Origin of the sequence: Microcystis sp. M079S1, from assembly GCF_020246425.1 — a bacterium.
Lineage (GTDB): Bacteria > Cyanobacteriota > Cyanobacteriia > Cyanobacteriales > Microcystaceae > Microcystis > Microcystis aeruginosa.
Genome location: NZ_JADBSZ010000108.1, coordinates 1 through 15,911, shown reverse-complemented (window position 1 = coordinate 15,911; position 15,911 = coordinate 1). Strand labels below are relative to the sequence as shown.

The following is a 15,911-nucleotide window of genomic DNA, read 5'->3' as shown; positions in this document are numbered from 1 at the left end:
TACGGGAAAGACGCTCTTTGGTCGCCCAGTTATTTCGTCTCTTCTGTAGGAGGTGCGCCACTGGAAGTTCTTAAGTCTTATATCAAAGATCAGGAAAAGCCGTCGTAAAACGACGGGGTTTTAACCCAAATTTTCGATAAGCGCCATTCTCGACCATTGGTGAGAATACCCCAATCTACTCCCGTCCCCGTGAGATAATTGGTGATCTGAAAGGAAGGATTACTATTTTTCCAGATATCTCGCTGATCATTCTTAGAAACGTCACTAAGAGAACGTTGCCAGTATTTGGCCTCAGCGATCGCTAAAACTTGACGATAAAAGGCTCTTTCATTATTCTGGAGAGCATAGGCTTGATAACGGTCATTTTCTGTGGCAAATAGGGCATAATCTGGCCTTTCTGACCTTCCTTTTCCCCTACTGCTTACTTGCGGTATATAACTAAAACCGAGAATTTCTAGAATCGGTTGTATTAATTCTGCTTCCGTTTGCGCTTCGTTAAGAGTCGGCAAAATCGCCTTTTTTTGTTGATAAAGACTCTCTAAGCGGGAAAATGCCCCAGATACATCCTCTTGCCATTCCGGAGAATCCGGCAGCCGATGCTCAAGATAGTGTTGAGAAAAAAGTGGTTTATTGCCCGTTTGTCCTGACATGGCCGATTATCCTAGCATTGAGGGTATCTAGCCTAAAAATGAAGGGTTCGCAGGCAGGCACGGATTCCCATTATACAAGAAGTATAAGGCAAGTCTCCGATTTTGTCAAGGGTTTTGGCCAAAAAAAATCGCCAAGACTTACCACAGCCGCAGGCGTAACTTACTAATGGGGATGAAAATTAAAATTCTTCTGATTTCAAGCTAAGGACTAGACTGAGGATGAAGAAATTGATCATAGTTCCCTGAATGTGATTAAAGCGAGTCGCAGTGAATCCGCTCAGTCTAAAGAGAGAAAAAAACGGAATCAAGAGAACATCCCTGTGCATAGTTTTCGGACTTTATTGGAGGACGTGGGGACGATTTGCTTGCATACAGTAGAATGTACGATGAGAGAGGGAAGTTATCGTTTTTCTAAGATAACTAGACCGACTTCTCGGCAACAATCATGCGTTAGATTTATTGGGAGTTTATTTAATTTGTACCCAGTAAAGGGGCATCGGAAATTCTTTTAATCCCTCCCACAGCAAAGGTTACGACCATTTGTCAATGGGGGAGTCTGGAAATACCCCCTCAATTGACTGAATGAAAGGAAAATTTATTGTGTTTTCCTGGGCAATTTAGCCGACTTTTGTGGTTTCTTTTGTGGTGGATTGGGAGGGTTTGAGTTTGCGCTTGAGGGTTGAAGCTGCGCCGAGAGTACCGAGGGCAACCAGCCCAAGAAGGGAATTGGGTTCGGGAACCGCTTTCATCGTCAGTGGCCCAGCTTTGACTAGACTACCTTCCATGGGTTTTAACTCAAGCAAGATGGGTTTGACGCTGAAAAACTCACCCGATCCAAGATAGTCGTCAACTTCTGGGACAAAAGGTGGGTCAGACCAATCGGGGGGTGTGGGAGCAGGGAAAATGAATTCGCCTGGTGCTGGCACGAAGGGCAGCACCTGCTCTCCAGGAGTGATCCCCGGCTCCACCCCACCTACACCACCAAAGGCAAAGAGAAAGGTGGGCAAGTCATCGGCCGGGGTGTTCTTCCACCTCCACCAAAAGTCGGGTGCAAATTCCTCAACTACTGGCAAACCTATTGATAGATCAACTGGCTCCTCTGGAGCAACCGGCTCCTCTGATAGATCAACTGGCTCCTCTGATAGATCAACCGGCTCCTCTGATAGATCAACAGGCTCCTCTGGAGCAACCGGCTCCAGAGGAGCAACCGGCTCCTCTGATAGATCAACAGGCTCCTCTGGTGGGATATAGCTTGAATTCGTGGACTGACCGAACGACCATACATCCGGCTTAAGCTTCTCTATCGCGGCTTGGGCATCGGCGAGATTGGCAGCCGCTCCATAGAAGATATTGAAAGTGCGGGACTCACCCGGGGCCAGATCACCAAAGGCAAAATCAAAGACGGAACCGTGGTCTGCCGGTCCTTTTTGGAAGAAATCAACATTGATCGAAGAATCGGAGAGAAAAATTTCTCCTGGGTACCAGCGCGGATCTGAACTTGCGAAGCCGTTGTTGCTGGCAAAGCGCACCTTGCCACCGGCGGATTCAAGATTGCTTTCCACCCCAAAGTGGCTCACATACTCAAACAACTGAGTGGGTGGCACATCCCAATCCATCACGCGGCGATAAACCACATCAGTAACTGTTTCCGTGCCGCTGTTTGTGATGGTGACGTTGCCTTGAAACACATTGGGGACTAAGGAAACACCGTAGAAGTGCCCAATGTCAACGGGATAGTCGGCCAATTGAATGAAAGAGGAGGCTGTTGTGGTCGTGGAACCAAAAGTCCCGCCCTTCAGCCCTCCGCTGCCTGAAGATTGATTCACCCAACCAGCCACGCGGCTGCCAAACGGATCAGTGACAGCCACGCCCCATCCTTCACAGAGACAACCTGGGGAGGTGGCATCCCGCCAGGTTCCATCGGGGAAGCGATAGGACAAGCCTGTCGCCCCTGCATTGACAGGACTGAAGCCTAATGGATCTGAAAAATTCAGATGGCCGGCATCATTCACGCCAAGAGCGACGGAGGCCAGAGATGGATCGGCATTGTTAAAGATCACCGCCCCTACCTCTGCCTGAGCCACTTGCGGTGACAAGGCATTAAGAGCAGTCGCCAGTCCAAGTGCCGCGCCTGCAGGCAACGAATTAGACAAGTTCTTAATGTTCATGAGAAACTAAAGGATTTTTACAAGTGGGAACGCTACCCTCGCAGCAGGGTCAGCCAGCTTATGCAGGGAAGATATTGAAATTTTGCCCCCCCTCCGAACTATATCCTAACATTGACACTCCCACCGTTAATTGCTGACGCAATGTAACGGGGGATTCTTGCTTCACAGACACTTAACTAGATCAAACAACGTTCGTTGCTTAATCCCCGTCAGAACGTCTTCACAAGCATTTTGAATCACGGGCTGTCCGACCGCAATTTTTCCTCTGTATTCAATTACCTTTGCGCTGGCGGTATCACGATTTTCTCTGTGTCCACAGAATTGACAATTATGTGACCGTTCACTTAATTTCTTTTTGCCTGTTGCCTGGTGACAACTAGGACATTCTTGAGAAGTCCCATTTTTATCAACCTTTAGATACAATTTATGTCTTTTCCAAGCAACATAGGGCAAAATCTCATTGATAAATTGCCCGATTCCTGATTCAAGGGAACGTTGACGAACGATTCCTCGACTCCAAGAAACAAAATTAATATCTTCGACAAAAATGTTTTCCGCTAAATCGCCAAGATAATGCGCCAATTTAAAATGCCAGTCACGGCGAGTATTGGCTACAGATTCGTGTAACCTAGCTATCTTGTTTTGGAGTTTTAACCAACTTTTTGAGCCTTTGACTTTATGTTTTAAGCGTCTTTGTAGCAATTTAAGCTTACTCTGTGCTTTCAACAACAATCGTGGAGCTTTAATTAATTCTCCTTGACTGGTAGCTACAAAACTTTCAATTCCCGCATCGATCCCCAGACTGGTTTTCCCGACTATGGGTTCTGGACATTGCTCTGACGATTGAAAGTAGAGCATCAAGTAATAACCACGGGCTTTTTTAACAATACGAGCTTGTTTTGCTTCAAAGCCTGTGGGATATTCCCTAGATTGCCTGATCTTTACCCATCCTAATTGAGGCAGTTTAACTTTTCCTTCCGCTAAACAATTATTGAGTAACTGAGGAAAAACGAAACTACGCATTGTTTTTTTGAATCGAGGAAACCCATTTCCTTTTGCCTTCATGTCACTGAAAGCCTTGTCCAAAGTTTTAAGGGTTTGTTGCAATACTTGAGCATTGACAGACCTTAAATCTTCATTGGACTGTTTAGCTGCGGTTAGGGATTTTGCTTGATGAATGTAGTTAGGGTAGGGAGCGTCGACAGGGATGATGTACTCGGAAATGATTGAGCAAGCATTAGCGGGTGATTTACGACTATTTAACCAGTGTTTCCTTTCGGACAGGGCCAAGTTATATACTCGGCGACAAATTTCCAAAGTATGCTCTACTTTTTCAATCTGTTGACGAGTTAACTTTAGCTTGAACTGGTAGGTTAGCGTTATCATTTTACTGCACCAATCTTTTTTGATGTTAACAGAAAAACAAACAAAAGAGGATTCGCTATCGCTTAGTTTACTTGCTGGTCAAAATTCATCTCACCGTTAGAACCGATAGGTTTAACGGGAGTCCTCTTTTGACATTTTAGATAGATATAGTTTTTAATAAATTTTTACATTCCTCTCTCCGACCAGCGACTCACCAAGACTTTATCCTCTTGTTGCCAGAAGACCCTATCGGTCTATACCGTTTTTAAATGTACGAATCAAGGGTTCGCAGGCAGGCACGGATTCCCATTATACAAGAAGTATAGGGCAAGTCTCCGATTTTGTCAAGGGTTTTGGCCAAAAAAAATCGCCAAGACTTACCACAGCCGCAGGTTTGAATCGTAACTTATATAATGGGGATGAAAATTAAAAGCAATTTCTTGGCTGGGTTAAAGACAATTCATCGACATCTATCTTAACTATAAGTTAAATTAATATTTAACAAAAATCGGCTTAAGACTAAAAGAACAATGAACATTATGGCTCCAAATGCTTAGTAGTGGTTAGTTTAGCTAGATTGTAGATCGATGAAATTATCTAGAGATCGAGCAAGTATCGTCAAGAATTCTGGGTTATATCTATAAGTAAATTTTATTTTAAGTTTATTTAAGACTGTCATTACTAATACAAGGCTGAGTCAGGGAGATTTTCCCGTAGTATCAAAAATGAAACTCGCTCGCATCGTTCAATCTGACTACGAGCGAGAGGCAATTGTAGAGACTGCCGCTTTCACTAGCATTTAATTAAGAGGAACAACCAATGGCAACTTATAAAGTCACCCTGATAACACCCGATGGCGAGCATACAATTAATGTTGAGGATGATGAGTACATTCTCGATGTAGCTGAAGAAGAAGGACTGGACTTACCTTATTCCTGCCGTGCGGGAGCTTGCTCCAACTGTGCTGGAAAACTTCAATCTGGTACTGTCGATCAATCCGATCAATCCTTCTTAGATGACGATCAAATTGAAGCGGGTTATGTCCTCACCTGCGTCGCCTATCCTACCTCTGACTGTGTGATCCTCACCCACCAAGAAGAAGCAGCTTTGCAGTAATCTTCAAGATTGTCAGAAAACTCCCGTTAAGTGCTATCTATGGTGCTTAACGGGAGTTATTTTATGGCTCAAAAATTTTTTTCCCTAAACCCTTGTGTGTTTTAGCTAAGGGTGCTATGATTGTTAATCGTGGAATTAATGGGTCGGTGCCCGAGTGGTTAATGGGGGCGGACTGTAAATCCGTTGGCTACGCCTACGCTGGTTCGAATCCGGCCCGGCCCACCACGATCAATGCCCGTGTAGCTCAGTGGTAGAGCACACCCTTGGTAAGGGTGAGGTCATGAGTTCAATCCTCATCACGGGCTTTTTCTTTCCTGCTCATTCTCAATCAACCATTGAAGGATGAGATTAAGCAAGTCTTCAGCACTATGGCGTTAACAGAAGTTATCCCCTAGCCCGATTAGGCATCGATCGCCTAAAATAGTCAAAATTAACTTATTTGTTGGCTCATGTCTCCCCTCGACAACATCGCTAAACTGTCTCACCTCACCCGCAGAGATGTTCAGAAAAATTGGTTTATCGCTACAGCAGCGGGAAAGCCAATTCAACCCGTCACCCTCAATGAAAAACAATACATTATTTGGCCGGCCGGCAGACAAATCCAATATCTAACTCAAAAAATTATTGTCCCCGAACATTTAGCCGGTTATCCTTTAGAGGGAATGGAACTGAGATTAATCTTAACTTGGTGGGCGGAAGATGTCAAAATTTATGTTAATAATCAATTTATCCAAGCAGGAGACCTCTTTGATTCTTCCGGCCGCATTTTACTTTCCAACTCTGTCTCTACCGGTCAAGAAATCCTTGTTACTCTCCGTTTAGTCAGTCCCAATCATGATATTGGTGGTTTGATGAAATCGCAGTTAATCTATGAATATAGCCAAGCTATCGATCCTAGTTTTGTTGCTGATGAATTAACCATTCTCCATAATTATCTACAAACTTTTTATCCTGAAAACTTAGCGGCTTTTACCGCCACTCTCGATAATATTGACTGGGATAATGTCACCAACAAAGATAAATTTAATCGCTCCCTAGAATTAATTCGTCAATCCCTGCAACCCCTGGCTCAACCTCTCAAAGAACGCAGTTTTCATCTTCTCGGCCACGCACATTTAGATCTGGCTTGGTTGTGGCCGTTGGCAGAAACTTGGCAAGTGGCAAAAAACACTTTTATCTCGGTTTTAAAGCTGCAAAAAGATTTTCCTGCCCTCATATTTGGTCATTCTAGCCCCCTAATTTACGACTGGATAGAAAAACATCATCCTGACCTATTTCAAGCAATGCTAGAGGCATATAAAGGGCAATCTTGGGAACTTTTGGGCGGGATGTGGGTAGAACCAGAAGTCAATTTGATCTCCGGGGAATCCCTATTTCGACAGCTGCTTTATGGACAAAAATATTTTCAAGAAAAATTTGGACAAATCACTGAAACTGCTTGGCTGCCAGATACCTTTGGGTTTCCCTACCAATTGCCACAAATTCTTAAATCCTTTGGCATAAAATATTTTGTAACCGGGAAACTACATTGGAATGATACGACTAAATTTCCCCACGGTTTTTTCTGGTGGCAATCTCCCGATGGCAGTAAAATTCTTTCCCTAATGTCTCCTCCCAATGTTGCCGGAGTTATGGATACTAATCCAATTATTATGACCGATCATGCTCTCAATTGGGAACGGCAAACCGGCTTAAAAGATATTTTTTGGTTGCCCGGTGTTGGCGACCATGGCGGCGGTCCGACTCGTGATATGTTAGAGGTAGCCCAACGTTGGCAAAAATCTCCTTTTTTCCCCCAGTTAAAATTTAGCCAAGCAACAACTTATCTGAACAGTCTGGAGACAAGTAATCTTCCTATCTGGGATGATGAATTATATCTAGAATTCCATCGGGGTTGTTATACTACCCACGCTGACCAAAAGGCCTATAATCGTTACTGTGAAATCCTCTTGTATCAAGGAGAATTATGGTCTTCTCTGGCTAATATCTTACTAGAGATTCCCTATCCGAAAGTCGAGATAGAATCCGCATGGAAAAAGGTTTTATTAAATCAGTTTCACGATATACTTCCTGGAACTTCTATCCACGAAGTGTTTAGGGATGCCAATCAGTTATGGCGGCAAGTTATCAGCACAGGTGAAGCAATTTTAGATCAAGCTTTACAAGCAATTGCCACTCAAATTAATTTACCTAATCCTCCCCATCCCCAAGCAAAACCTTTTCTAGTTTTTAATTCTCTCAACTGGGAAAGATCCCAGGTTATCTCTTTAGCTATAGAATCTGTCAATTGCTCGGTTTATGACTTAAATAATTGTCTCTGTCCCTGGCAATTATCCCACGACAATCAGCTATTATTTCTCGCTGAAAATATTCCTGCTGTGGGTTATAAGTTATTTTGGTTAGTTCCCAATCAGCAAGCAGCCGAGAAAAATTTAACTAACTGCCAATTTATTTTAGATAATGGCTTGCTTAAAGTTACTATTAACTCGGAAACGGGGGATATAGATAGTATATTTGATATAATTAATCAAAAAGAAATCCTGCAAGCTGCTGGTAATCAATTACAGGCATTTAAAGATCAAGGACAATATTGGGACGCTTGGAATATCGAGCCGAATTATCAACAATATCCCTTACCTAAAACAGTATTAAAATCGATCGAATGCTTAGAATGTGGTCCCTTGCGCTGGCAGATTCGCGTGATCAGAAGTTTAGCTGATTCGGAATTTTGTCAAGATTATATCTTAGAAAAAGATGCTCCTATTCTCCAGATTAAAACTATTGTTAATTGGCAGCAGGAACATACTTTAGTAAAAACCGCTTTTCCTCTCAGCCTCAACAGTGATTTTACCACCTATGAAATTGCCTGTGGTGCGATCGAGCGTTACCACGAACCAGAATCACCAAAATGGGAAGTTTACGGTCATAAATGGGCGGATTTAACCGATACAGAGGCAAACTATGGGGTTAGTCTTTTAAATAATAATAAATATGGCTATGATGCTACTAACCAGCAACTACGATTAACTCTGTTGAGAAGTCCCCGATGGCCAGATCCCGAGGCGGATCTGGGGAAACAAGAATTTACCTATGCAATATATCCCCACCAAGGTAACTGGAAAACGGCGAAAACTGTCCATCACGCTTGGCAGTTAAACTCACCTGTCAACGTTATTTTTATTACTAATTCTTATCGATCAACCCAGTTGCCACCCGTGGCACAATGGTTAAAATTATCGGCCGATAACTTAATTTTAATGAGTTTCAAACAAAGTGAAACATCCGCTCGGAGTTGGGTAATGCGCGTTTATGAATGTCAGGGAGAAAACGCTGTTATTGATTGGCAAAATCAATTAAAATTAACAATAAAAGAATCGATCGACGGTTTAGAAAGAGCGATCGATCCTGTTGAGCAACTTTCTCCTTGGCAGATAGCCACATGGTTATTAAAGAATTAATCTTCGTGATCTTCAAAAGGATCGCTTAATTCTGCTGCTGGCGGTCCAAAAGCGGTATAAAGAGCTAAAACGGTAATCCCCACCAAAGCGGCAGCGATCGAAATACCCAAAATTGTTGCAGTTTCCATAGAATAAAATTTGCTTAGATACAGTCTGTATCTTATCTTAACAAGATTTGACATCCTCGCCGCCGATAGCGATCGCTAATCGGGCCAGTTGCATTGCTGTTATCTCATGCCCGATAATGGTGAAAGGATCAACTAAATAGGGCTTGCTGAATAATGGTAAAACCCTTTTAAAATAAGGCTTTTGACCTGTTAAAATCCGATGTTAGTGCTGCGAAAATAGGATTGGGACATTCAAAAACCTGGCATTATCCTTCTTTTAGTACATAAACTGGTACAAAAAAGAGGGCAACAAAGCCTGAAACGACCGGCTACTGACTCGGAGACTCCTGACTCCTAACCCCACCAACAAACTTTTTGCCGCAAACCCTAAATAGCGATCAAACTAAACTAGAAGAATTATTATGAAGAAACTCCTACAGGGACTAGAAAGGTTTCAGAGTGGTTATTTTGATGAACATCGACAATTATTTGAGCAACTCTCCCACGGACAAAAACCGAGAATCCTGTTTATTACCTGTTCCGATTCCAGGATCGATCCTAACCTAATTACCCAAGCGGAGGTGGGGGAATTATTCGTAATTCGTAATGCGGGAAATATAATTCCTCCCTACGGGGCAACCAATGGCGGTGAGGGTGCATCTATAGAATATGCTATCAACGCTCTCGGCATCGAGCAAGTGATTATCTGCGGTCACTCCCATTGTGGAGCGATGAAAGGTTTGTTAAAATTGCAAAGTCTGGCCGATGAAATGCCTTTAGTTTACAATTGGTTAAAGCAAGCAGAAGCTACTCGACGTTTAGTTAAGGATAATTACAAAGAACTAGAAGGAGAAGAACTGATCGAGGTGACAGTAGCAGAAAATGTTCTCAACCAGTTAAGTAATTTGCAAACCTATCCAATTATTCGTTCCCGATTACATCAGGGTAAATTGTCCCTACACGGTTGGATTTTTCGGATTGAAACCGGCGAAATTTTAGCCTATGATCCCATCCTACACGATTTTGTCGCTCCCCATAGTAAAATTACCCATCCCGAACCAGAAGACAATTTACCCCCTAGTCGTCACCTTCCCAATAGTCATCCCTTCAAGATTTCTGAGGATTATATCAGGACTAATGCGGACGTAAAAAAAGCGACTCCTGCGGTTAATACTGTGGCGAAAAACAATGGCTCCTCAACCCAAAAACCGGGCTATAATTATTTAGACCCCTCCCAAGCCGATCGCATTTATCGCGGTTCGAGAAGTTAATTAGGGATTAGAGAAATTCTCTAGAGATGTGCTTATTACCGTCTCTAGAGTGGCAGTTAATGGCAAGAGCCTTCCCAGTTGATAATGACCGTAATCCGGGACAATCAGCCTAACATCTGGTGACAGCATCGGCAAGTCAGCAACGCTCAGTGTTAGGAAAGCTAATAGCTATTGCTTTTTACTCAAAAAATATGGTATGATGGAAAACTGTCAGTTTTACGAAAGCCGATGAAAACGGAAGAGATTATCAAATCAATCGAAGCCGAGTATCTCAAGAGCGATCTGCCCATTATCCATGTCGGTGACACGATCCGGGTAGGGGTGCGAATCGTTGAAGGAGATAAAGAGCGGATTCAGCCCTACGAGGGTATTGTCATCGCCAAACGCCATGGCGGTATCAACGAAACGATTACAGTACGCAAAGTCTTCCAGGGTGTGGGAGTAGAAAGAGTCTTCCTGCTCCACTCGCCGCGGGTTGCCAGTATCAAGATCATCCGTCGTGGTAAAGTACGTCGGGCGAAACTCTACTATCTGCGCGATCGGGTTGGCAAAGCCACCAGGGTACAAGAACGTTTCGATCGCCCTCTCTAAAAATTTTCCGGCGACAGCCTAACCAAGAAAGTTGCTCAATCGCCAACAACTACGCTATAATAAATAAAGGCCTTAAAAAAGCCAAATAGTTTAGCGAATGGGCGCTCTTAGTTCAGTTGGTAGAACGCAGGTCTCCAAAACCTGATGTCGGGGGTTCAAGTCCTCCAGGGCGCGTTTGGTAATCACCAAGCCGATAACTGCAAAGGACATGATCTAAATGTCTGGGGGTTAGTGTGGGTTGTCCGGTGAAAATGATAAGTTAAGGATAGCTTGAGTATCATTTTAAGGAGTAGCGATCGTGGCCAAAAAAGAAACCCTAGAAAAAGACACGAGCGACAAGAAAGAGGGAAGCTCCTTTCAGGTCAAGGAATTCGTCAATGAAACCAAAGAAGAACTCGCCAAAGTCGTCTGGCCTTCCCGTCAGCAACTTTTGAGTGAATCAGCGGCCGTGATGTTAATGGTGACTTTGGTAGCCACTCTCATCTATCTGATTGATAAATTCTTTGCCTGGGGTGCGGGGAAGGTGTTCCCATGAATCTAGAAGAAGAGCAATTTCCCGAAGAAGTCAATCTCGGCGACCTACCGAAAAAACCCCGTTGGTATGCCGTGCAGGTGGCTTCCGGTTGTGAGAAACGGGTCAAAGCTAATTTGGAACAGCGCATCCACACCCTCGATGTGGCCGATCGCATTCTGCAAGTTCAGATTCCCCAAGCGGCCACCGTCAAAGTCCGCAAGGATGGTTCACGGCAACACGGTGAGGAAAAAGTCTTCCCCGGTTATGTCCTGATCAGAATGATCATGGATGATGACGCTTGGCAGGTGGTCAAAAACACCCCCCATGTGATCAACTTTGTCGGGGCCGAACAAAAACGCCACTACGGACGCGGCCGCGGTCACGTCACCCCGCTACCCTTGAGTATGTCAGAAGTCGATCGCATCTTCAAACAAGCTCAGATTCAAGAACCCGTCGTCAAAATCGATATGGAAGTTGGCGATCAAATCTTGGTTCTATCTGGTCCATTTAAGGACTTTGAAGGGGAAGTGATCGAAGTTAGTCCCGAGCGCGGCAAACTCAAGGCCCTGCTCTCCATTTTTGGTCGGGATACCCCGGTCGAATTGGAATTTAATCAAGTCGAAAAACAAAACTAAATCATGGCTAAAAAAGTCGTCGCAATTATTAAACTAGCTTTACCTGCTGGTAAGGCTAACCCTGCTCCTCCCGTGGGTCCTGCTTTAGGTCAACACGGGGTGAATATTATGGCGTTTTGTAAAGATTACAACGCTAAAACCGCCGATCAGGCTGGGATGATCATCCCTGTGGAAATCTCCGTTTTTGAGGATCGTAGTTTTACCTTTGTCCTCAAAACTCCCCCCGCTTCCGTTCTCATCCGCAAAGCGGCCGGTGTGGAAAGAGGTTCCAACGAACCCAACAAGAAATTTGTCGCCACCATTACCCGCGACCAATTACGCGAAATCGCCCAAACTAAAATGCCCGATCTTAACGCTAACGACATCGAAGCGGCCATGAATATTGTGGCGGGAACGGCCAGAAATATGGGTGTCAAGATCTCAGACTAAATCTTATTTCGGGGAGAAGTTAAGCTTCGTTATTACCCAAGGAGCAACAAATCAGATGGTAAAAAAAGTTTCACGACGTTTGCGAGATGCCCAGGCTAAGGTAGAAAATAAAGCCTACGAGCCATTAGAGGCACTGACATTATTAAAGGAATTAGCGACGGCGAAATTCGACGAAACCGCCGAAGCTCATATTCGTTTAGGTATCGATCCTAAATATACCGACCAACAACTGCGGACAACGGTAAGTTTACCCAAAGGAACCGGACGCACGGTGCGAGTAGCGGTCATTACTCGCGGGGAAAAGGTACAGGAAGCGAACAACGCCGGAGCCGATATCGTTGGTTCGGAAGAATTAATCGAAGAAATCGCCAAGGGGATGATGGATTTCGAGGTTTTGATCGCCACCCCCGATATGATGCCGAAAGTGGCTAAATTAGGTCGTCAACTCGGTCCGCGGGGTTTAATGCCTTCACCGAAAGGGGGAACCGTAACCACGGATTTAACGGGGGCAATCGCTGAGTTTAAAGCGGGTAAATTGGAATTCCGGGCTGATCGCACCGGTATCGTTCACGTTCAATTTGGTAAAGCTTCTTTTAGTGCCGAGGATCTGTTAGTCAATTTGAAAGCTTTACAGGAAACGGTGGACAGAAACCGGCCTTCCGGGGCCAAGGGTCGTTACTGGCGCACAGTTTACGTTTCTTCCTCCATGGGGCCATCGATTCAAGTGGATATTAGCGCCCTGCGGGATCTGAAATTAGCAGAAGGTTAATGACAGTTATTTTGTCTGAAAAAGCCCCCAAGTAATTGGGGGTGTTTTTTTGGCTTGATCGCCCGATTGATATAGAATCAAAAGGCTACACTCAAGATTAATCGCTTGAATTATTCTCTTGTATCTGTTCTTAAAGCCAGCGTGTGGATTGTAGATTCCCCTAATACCCGTATTTTAGCCCCTTGTGCGATCGCTCTTGGTAACTTTGATGGTTTGCACCTAGGTCATCAAACCGTCCTACAGCCAATTTTTCAGGATGACCCCGCTTATCCCACCGTTGTTAGTTTTACTCCCCACCCGCGAGAATTTTTTACGGGAGAAAAATGGCAATTATTAACTCCTCTAGGGGAAAAGGTGGAGGTTTTAGAGAATTTAGGCGTTAAACAATTAGTTTTACTGCCTTTTTCGGCTCAATTAGCTTCCCTGACTCCCTTGGCTTTTGTCGAACAGATTTTAGTAGAAAAACTACAGGCTAAATCGATCAGTGTTGGTCAAGATTTTCACTTCGGTTATCGTCGTCAAGGTACAGCCGAAGATTTATTACAGATCGCCTCTCAATTTAATATTAAAGTCGAGATTGTTGGTTTAAAAAACTGTGAGTCGGGTCGGATTAGTAGTTCCCTAATTCGTCAAGCTTTGGCAGCAGGAAACGTTGAGCAAGCTGGGCAAATGTTAGGTCGTCCCTACAGTTTAACCGGTCGCGTGGTCGTCGGGCAACAGCTGGGCAGAACATTAGGTTTTCATACCGCTAATCTACAGGTTCCCCCCGATAAATTATTGCCGCGATTCGGGGTTTATTGCGGTTGGGTGCATCTCGATGGTTCTCGCTTACCGGCAGTTATGAATATCGGTTATCGTCCCACGATCGAGGGAAAAACTATCAGTGTGGAAATCCATTTATTGGATTGGTCGGGCTATGTATATGATCGCATTTTAACGATGGATTTAGTGCAATTCCTGCGACCAGAACAGAAATTTAATTCTCTCGATCGATTAAAAAATCAGATCGAGATAGACTGCGATCGCTCTCGGTTAATTCTATGTTCTGTAACTGACAAATCCTAATATTTTTGGTATTCTCTTTCCACTTTACCCACCGCTTTCAATAAAGGAGAATCGAGGGAATCGATCCAATCAGCTACTTCTCGTGCTAATCCCAGGGTAACAATGCCTTGAGACGGTGGTAATTGACCCGCTAACGCCTGACTTTTGATGGTTTTCAGGTTGATTAATGTACTGGCAGCGATTCCTAAAACAAGACTAAAAACGAGCGAACTGGCTTTCATCTTCACTGATTAAGAGAAATTCTTCTCGATTTTACCGTACTGAACCGACTTAAAATCTTGATTTCGCCCACTGGCAACAATTCTTAACTAATTTTCTCCATGCTCGCCACCCTAACCCCGATTAGCTCCCTAGCAGAAAATTTCCCGCCATTGTCTGTCAACTTTCCTCGCTAGTGTGGGCAAATTAGGAAAAGAATCGTTAAGATCAAAAAAACTTAACATTAATCTTCTTGACAGAATACCCCATTTGTGCCATGAGAGACGCTATTGATATTTTGATGGAAAATTTGAGCCAGAGCATCGTTGGCCAAACCGAATCGATTCGCATTGTGCTGGTGGCTTTGCTCAGTGGTGGTCACGCTCTCCTCGAAGATGTCCCCGGAGTCGGCAAAACCCTGTTAGCCAAATCCTTAGCGCGTTCAATTAACGGTCGTTTCCAACGGGTACAATGCACCCCTGACCTCCTCCCCAGTGATATCACGGGAACCACGATTTGGAACCCCAACAGTCGCGAATTTGAATTTATCCCCGGCCCCGCTTTTGCTAACGTCCTGTTGGCCGATGAAATCAACCGGGCCACTCCGCGCACCCAATCGGCACTTCTAGAAGTCATGGAAGAAAAACAAGTTACCATCGATGGAGAGGCGCGTCTGGTTCCCCAACCCTTCTTTGTTATTGCCACCCAAAATCCGATCGAATATCAAGGCACTTTTCCGCTTCCAGAAGCACAAATGGACCGTTTTGCCGTTTGCCTGAGTTTGGGTTATCCCAGCGCGGCAGAAGAATTAAAAATGTTACAAAGACAGCATTCTCAAGAGGCGGTTAAATCCCTAGAAGCTTGTATTTCCTTAGAACAGGTGGTAGAATTGCAAAGATTAGTCAGTCTGGTCAAGGTAGCTCCTGCTTTACAGCAATATATCGTCGATTTAGTCCGCGCTACCCGTGATCACGAAGATATTAGTTTAGGAGTCAGTCCCCGGGGTTGTGTGGTTTTGCAAAAAGCAGTTCAAGCTTACGCTTTCCTCGAAGGTCGCGATTATGCTATCCCCGATGATGTTAAGTTGATTACTCCCTACGTCTTCTGCCATCGTCTGATTCCTAGTCACGGTCGTCAAGCTAAAGCTATCGTGGAAAGACTTCTGCAATCGGTGGCGATCGAGGATCGCATCTATGCTTAAATTTCAGTTATCGTTGACATCCTCACCGCCGTAAACGGACGGTGATTCCCAAACCTCACGATTTAGGTTTCTGCTTCTTTCCCTTGCGGGGTTCCGCACCTGCCTGAACAGATTTACTCTGTTCTGGTCTTATGGTCGCTCTACAGACTGACACCGCAAGCCCTGCGGCCAAAATATTTTTACTAGCGTTAATATCTCGGTCATGGTGAGTCCCACAGTCTGGACAATCCCACTCTCGAATATTTAACGGCATTTTTTCAGCAATATACCCGCAATTACTACATCTTTTAGAGCTAGGAAACCATCTATCTATTTCGATGTAGTTTCTCCCATACCAACGGCATTTATAGGCTAATTGTCGAGTGATTTCTCCC

The 15,911-nt window shown here is 44.3% G+C and carries 15 protein-coding genes, 3 tRNA genes and 3 pseudogenes; 15 read left to right on the top strand and 6 right to left on the bottom strand.

Annotated features, from left to right (window positions below; translation table 11 throughout):
- Positions 1-108: transposase (locus IM456_RS07050; RefSeq protein ID WP_287691290.1), on the top strand; the 108-nt coding region annotated here is incomplete at its 5' end.
- 29 nt (positions 109-137) lie between these two features.
- Here the strand turns inward: IM456_RS07050 and IM456_RS07045 are convergent.
- Positions 138-650: pseudogene (locus tag IM456_RS07045) on the bottom strand (Eco57I restriction-modification methylase domain-containing protein); the annotation flags it as partial.
- Between the two features lie 215 nt (positions 651-865).
- On the opposite strand from IM456_RS07045, the pseudogene IM456_RS23245 reads away from it, so the two are divergent.
- Positions 866-1,139: pseudogene (locus tag IM456_RS23245) on the top strand (IS1634 family transposase); the annotation flags it as partial.
- A 128-nt stretch (positions 1,140-1,267) separates the two neighbouring features.
- Here the strand turns inward: IM456_RS23245 and IM456_RS07040 are convergent.
- Both IM456_RS07040 and IM456_RS07035 read right to left on the bottom strand, forming a co-directional pair.
- Positions 1,268-1,393 (bottom strand): annotated as a pseudogene (locus tag IM456_RS07040) (PEP-CTERM sorting domain-containing protein); the annotation flags it as partial.
- Between the two features lie 1,587 nt (positions 1,394-2,980).
- Positions 2,981-4,204 carry an RNA-guided endonuclease InsQ/TnpB family protein gene (locus IM456_RS07035; protein WP_149987525.1) on the bottom strand — a complete coding sequence of 408 codons (1,224 nt, stop codon included), beginning with the start codon at positions 4,202-4,204 and terminating at the stop codon, positions 2,981-2,983.
- A gap of 798 nt (positions 4,205-5,002) precedes the next feature.
- On the opposite strand from IM456_RS07035, the gene IM456_RS07030 reads away from it, so the two are divergent.
- The 4 genes from IM456_RS07030 to IM456_RS07015 all read left to right on the top strand — a co-directional run bounded on the left by IM456_RS07030 (position 5,003) and on the right by IM456_RS07015 (position 8,757).
- On the top strand, positions 5,003-5,299 hold the full coding sequence (locus IM456_RS07030) for a ferredoxin (RefSeq protein ID WP_149987526.1): 297 nt from the start codon (positions 5,003-5,005) through the stop codon (positions 5,297-5,299).
- A 140-nt stretch (positions 5,300-5,439) separates the two neighbouring features.
- A tRNA-Tyr gene (locus IM456_RS07025) sits at positions 5,440-5,524 on the top strand.
- An 8-nt stretch (positions 5,525-5,532) separates the two neighbouring features.
- Positions 5,533-5,604: transfer RNA gene (locus tag IM456_RS07020), tRNA-Thr, on the top strand.
- Positions 5,605-5,748: 144 nt separating this feature from the next.
- A complete protein-coding gene (locus tag IM456_RS07015; protein WP_287691283.1) occupies positions 5,749-8,757 on the top strand; it encodes an alpha-mannosidase in 3,009 nt (1,002 codons plus the stop codon).
- On the opposite strand, the gene psbN is transcribed toward IM456_RS07015, so the two are convergent.
- Complete coding sequence (gene psbN / locus IM456_RS07010; protein WP_012266479.1) at positions 8,754-8,885, bottom strand: photosystem II reaction center protein PsbN; 132 nt, start codon at positions 8,883-8,885, stop codon at positions 8,754-8,756. The genes IM456_RS07015 and psbN overlap by 4 nt on opposite strands.
- 401 nt (positions 8,886-9,286) lie before the next feature.
- Between psbN and IM456_RS07005 the strand changes: the two genes are divergently transcribed.
- The 8 genes from IM456_RS07005 (at position 9,287) to IM456_RS06970 (ending at position 14,138) form a co-directional block, all read left to right on the top strand.
- Positions 9,287-10,135: a carbonic anhydrase gene (locus IM456_RS07005; RefSeq protein WP_149987528.1), complete on the top strand. Its 849-nt coding sequence runs from the start codon at positions 9,287-9,289 to the stop codon at positions 10,133-10,135.
- Between the two features lie 228 nt (positions 10,136-10,363).
- Complete coding sequence (rplS, locus tag IM456_RS07000; protein WP_002738040.1) at positions 10,364-10,726, top strand: 50S ribosomal protein L19; 363 nt, start codon at positions 10,364-10,366, stop codon at positions 10,724-10,726.
- Positions 10,727-10,827: 101 nt separating this feature from the next.
- Positions 10,828-10,900, top strand: a tRNA-Trp gene (locus tag IM456_RS06995).
- Between the two features lie 124 nt (positions 10,901-11,024).
- Entirely contained in the window at positions 11,025-11,261 is a 237-nt protein-coding gene (secE, locus tag IM456_RS06990) for a preprotein translocase subunit SecE (RefSeq protein ID WP_002765998.1), read from the top strand.
- Positions 11,258-11,875: a transcription termination/antitermination protein NusG gene (nusG, locus tag IM456_RS06985; protein ID WP_149987529.1), complete on the top strand. Its 618-nt coding sequence runs from the start codon at positions 11,258-11,260 to the stop codon at positions 11,873-11,875. The genes secE and nusG overlap by 4 nt, the downstream gene beginning before the upstream one ends.
- A gap of 3 nt (positions 11,876-11,878) precedes the next feature.
- Positions 11,879-12,304, top strand: coding sequence for a 50S ribosomal protein L11 (rplK, locus tag IM456_RS06980; protein WP_002735897.1), 426 nt, complete (start codon positions 11,879-11,881; stop codon positions 12,302-12,304).
- 55 nt (positions 12,305-12,359) lie between these two features.
- Positions 12,360-13,073: a 50S ribosomal protein L1 gene (rplA, locus tag IM456_RS06975; RefSeq protein WP_002796882.1), complete on the top strand. Its 714-nt coding sequence runs from the start codon at positions 12,360-12,362 to the stop codon at positions 13,071-13,073.
- 141 nt (positions 13,074-13,214) lie between these two features.
- Positions 13,215-14,138, top strand: a complete 924-nt coding sequence (locus IM456_RS06970; RefSeq protein WP_287691284.1) for a bifunctional riboflavin kinase/FAD synthetase — start codon at positions 13,215-13,217, stop codon at positions 14,136-14,138.
- Here the strand turns inward: IM456_RS06970 and IM456_RS06965 are convergent.
- Positions 14,135-14,359 (bottom strand): hypothetical protein, encoded by a 225-nt coding sequence (locus IM456_RS06965; RefSeq protein WP_149987530.1) that lies wholly within the window; start codon positions 14,357-14,359, stop codon positions 14,135-14,137. The two genes, IM456_RS06970 and IM456_RS06965, sit on opposite strands and share 4 nt — an antisense overlap.
- Positions 14,360-14,613: 254 nt before the next feature.
- Between IM456_RS06965 and IM456_RS06960 the strand changes: the two genes are divergently transcribed.
- Complete coding sequence (locus IM456_RS06960) at positions 14,614-15,537, top strand: AAA family ATPase (protein WP_287691286.1); 924 nt, start codon at positions 14,614-14,616, stop codon at positions 15,535-15,537.
- Positions 15,538-15,592: 55 nt separating this feature from the next.
- On the opposite strand, the gene IM456_RS06955 is transcribed toward IM456_RS06960, so the two are convergent.
- Positions 15,593-15,911 (bottom strand): RNA-guided endonuclease InsQ/TnpB family protein (locus IM456_RS06955; protein ID WP_287712758.1); only part of this gene is annotated, 319 nt, incomplete at its 5' end.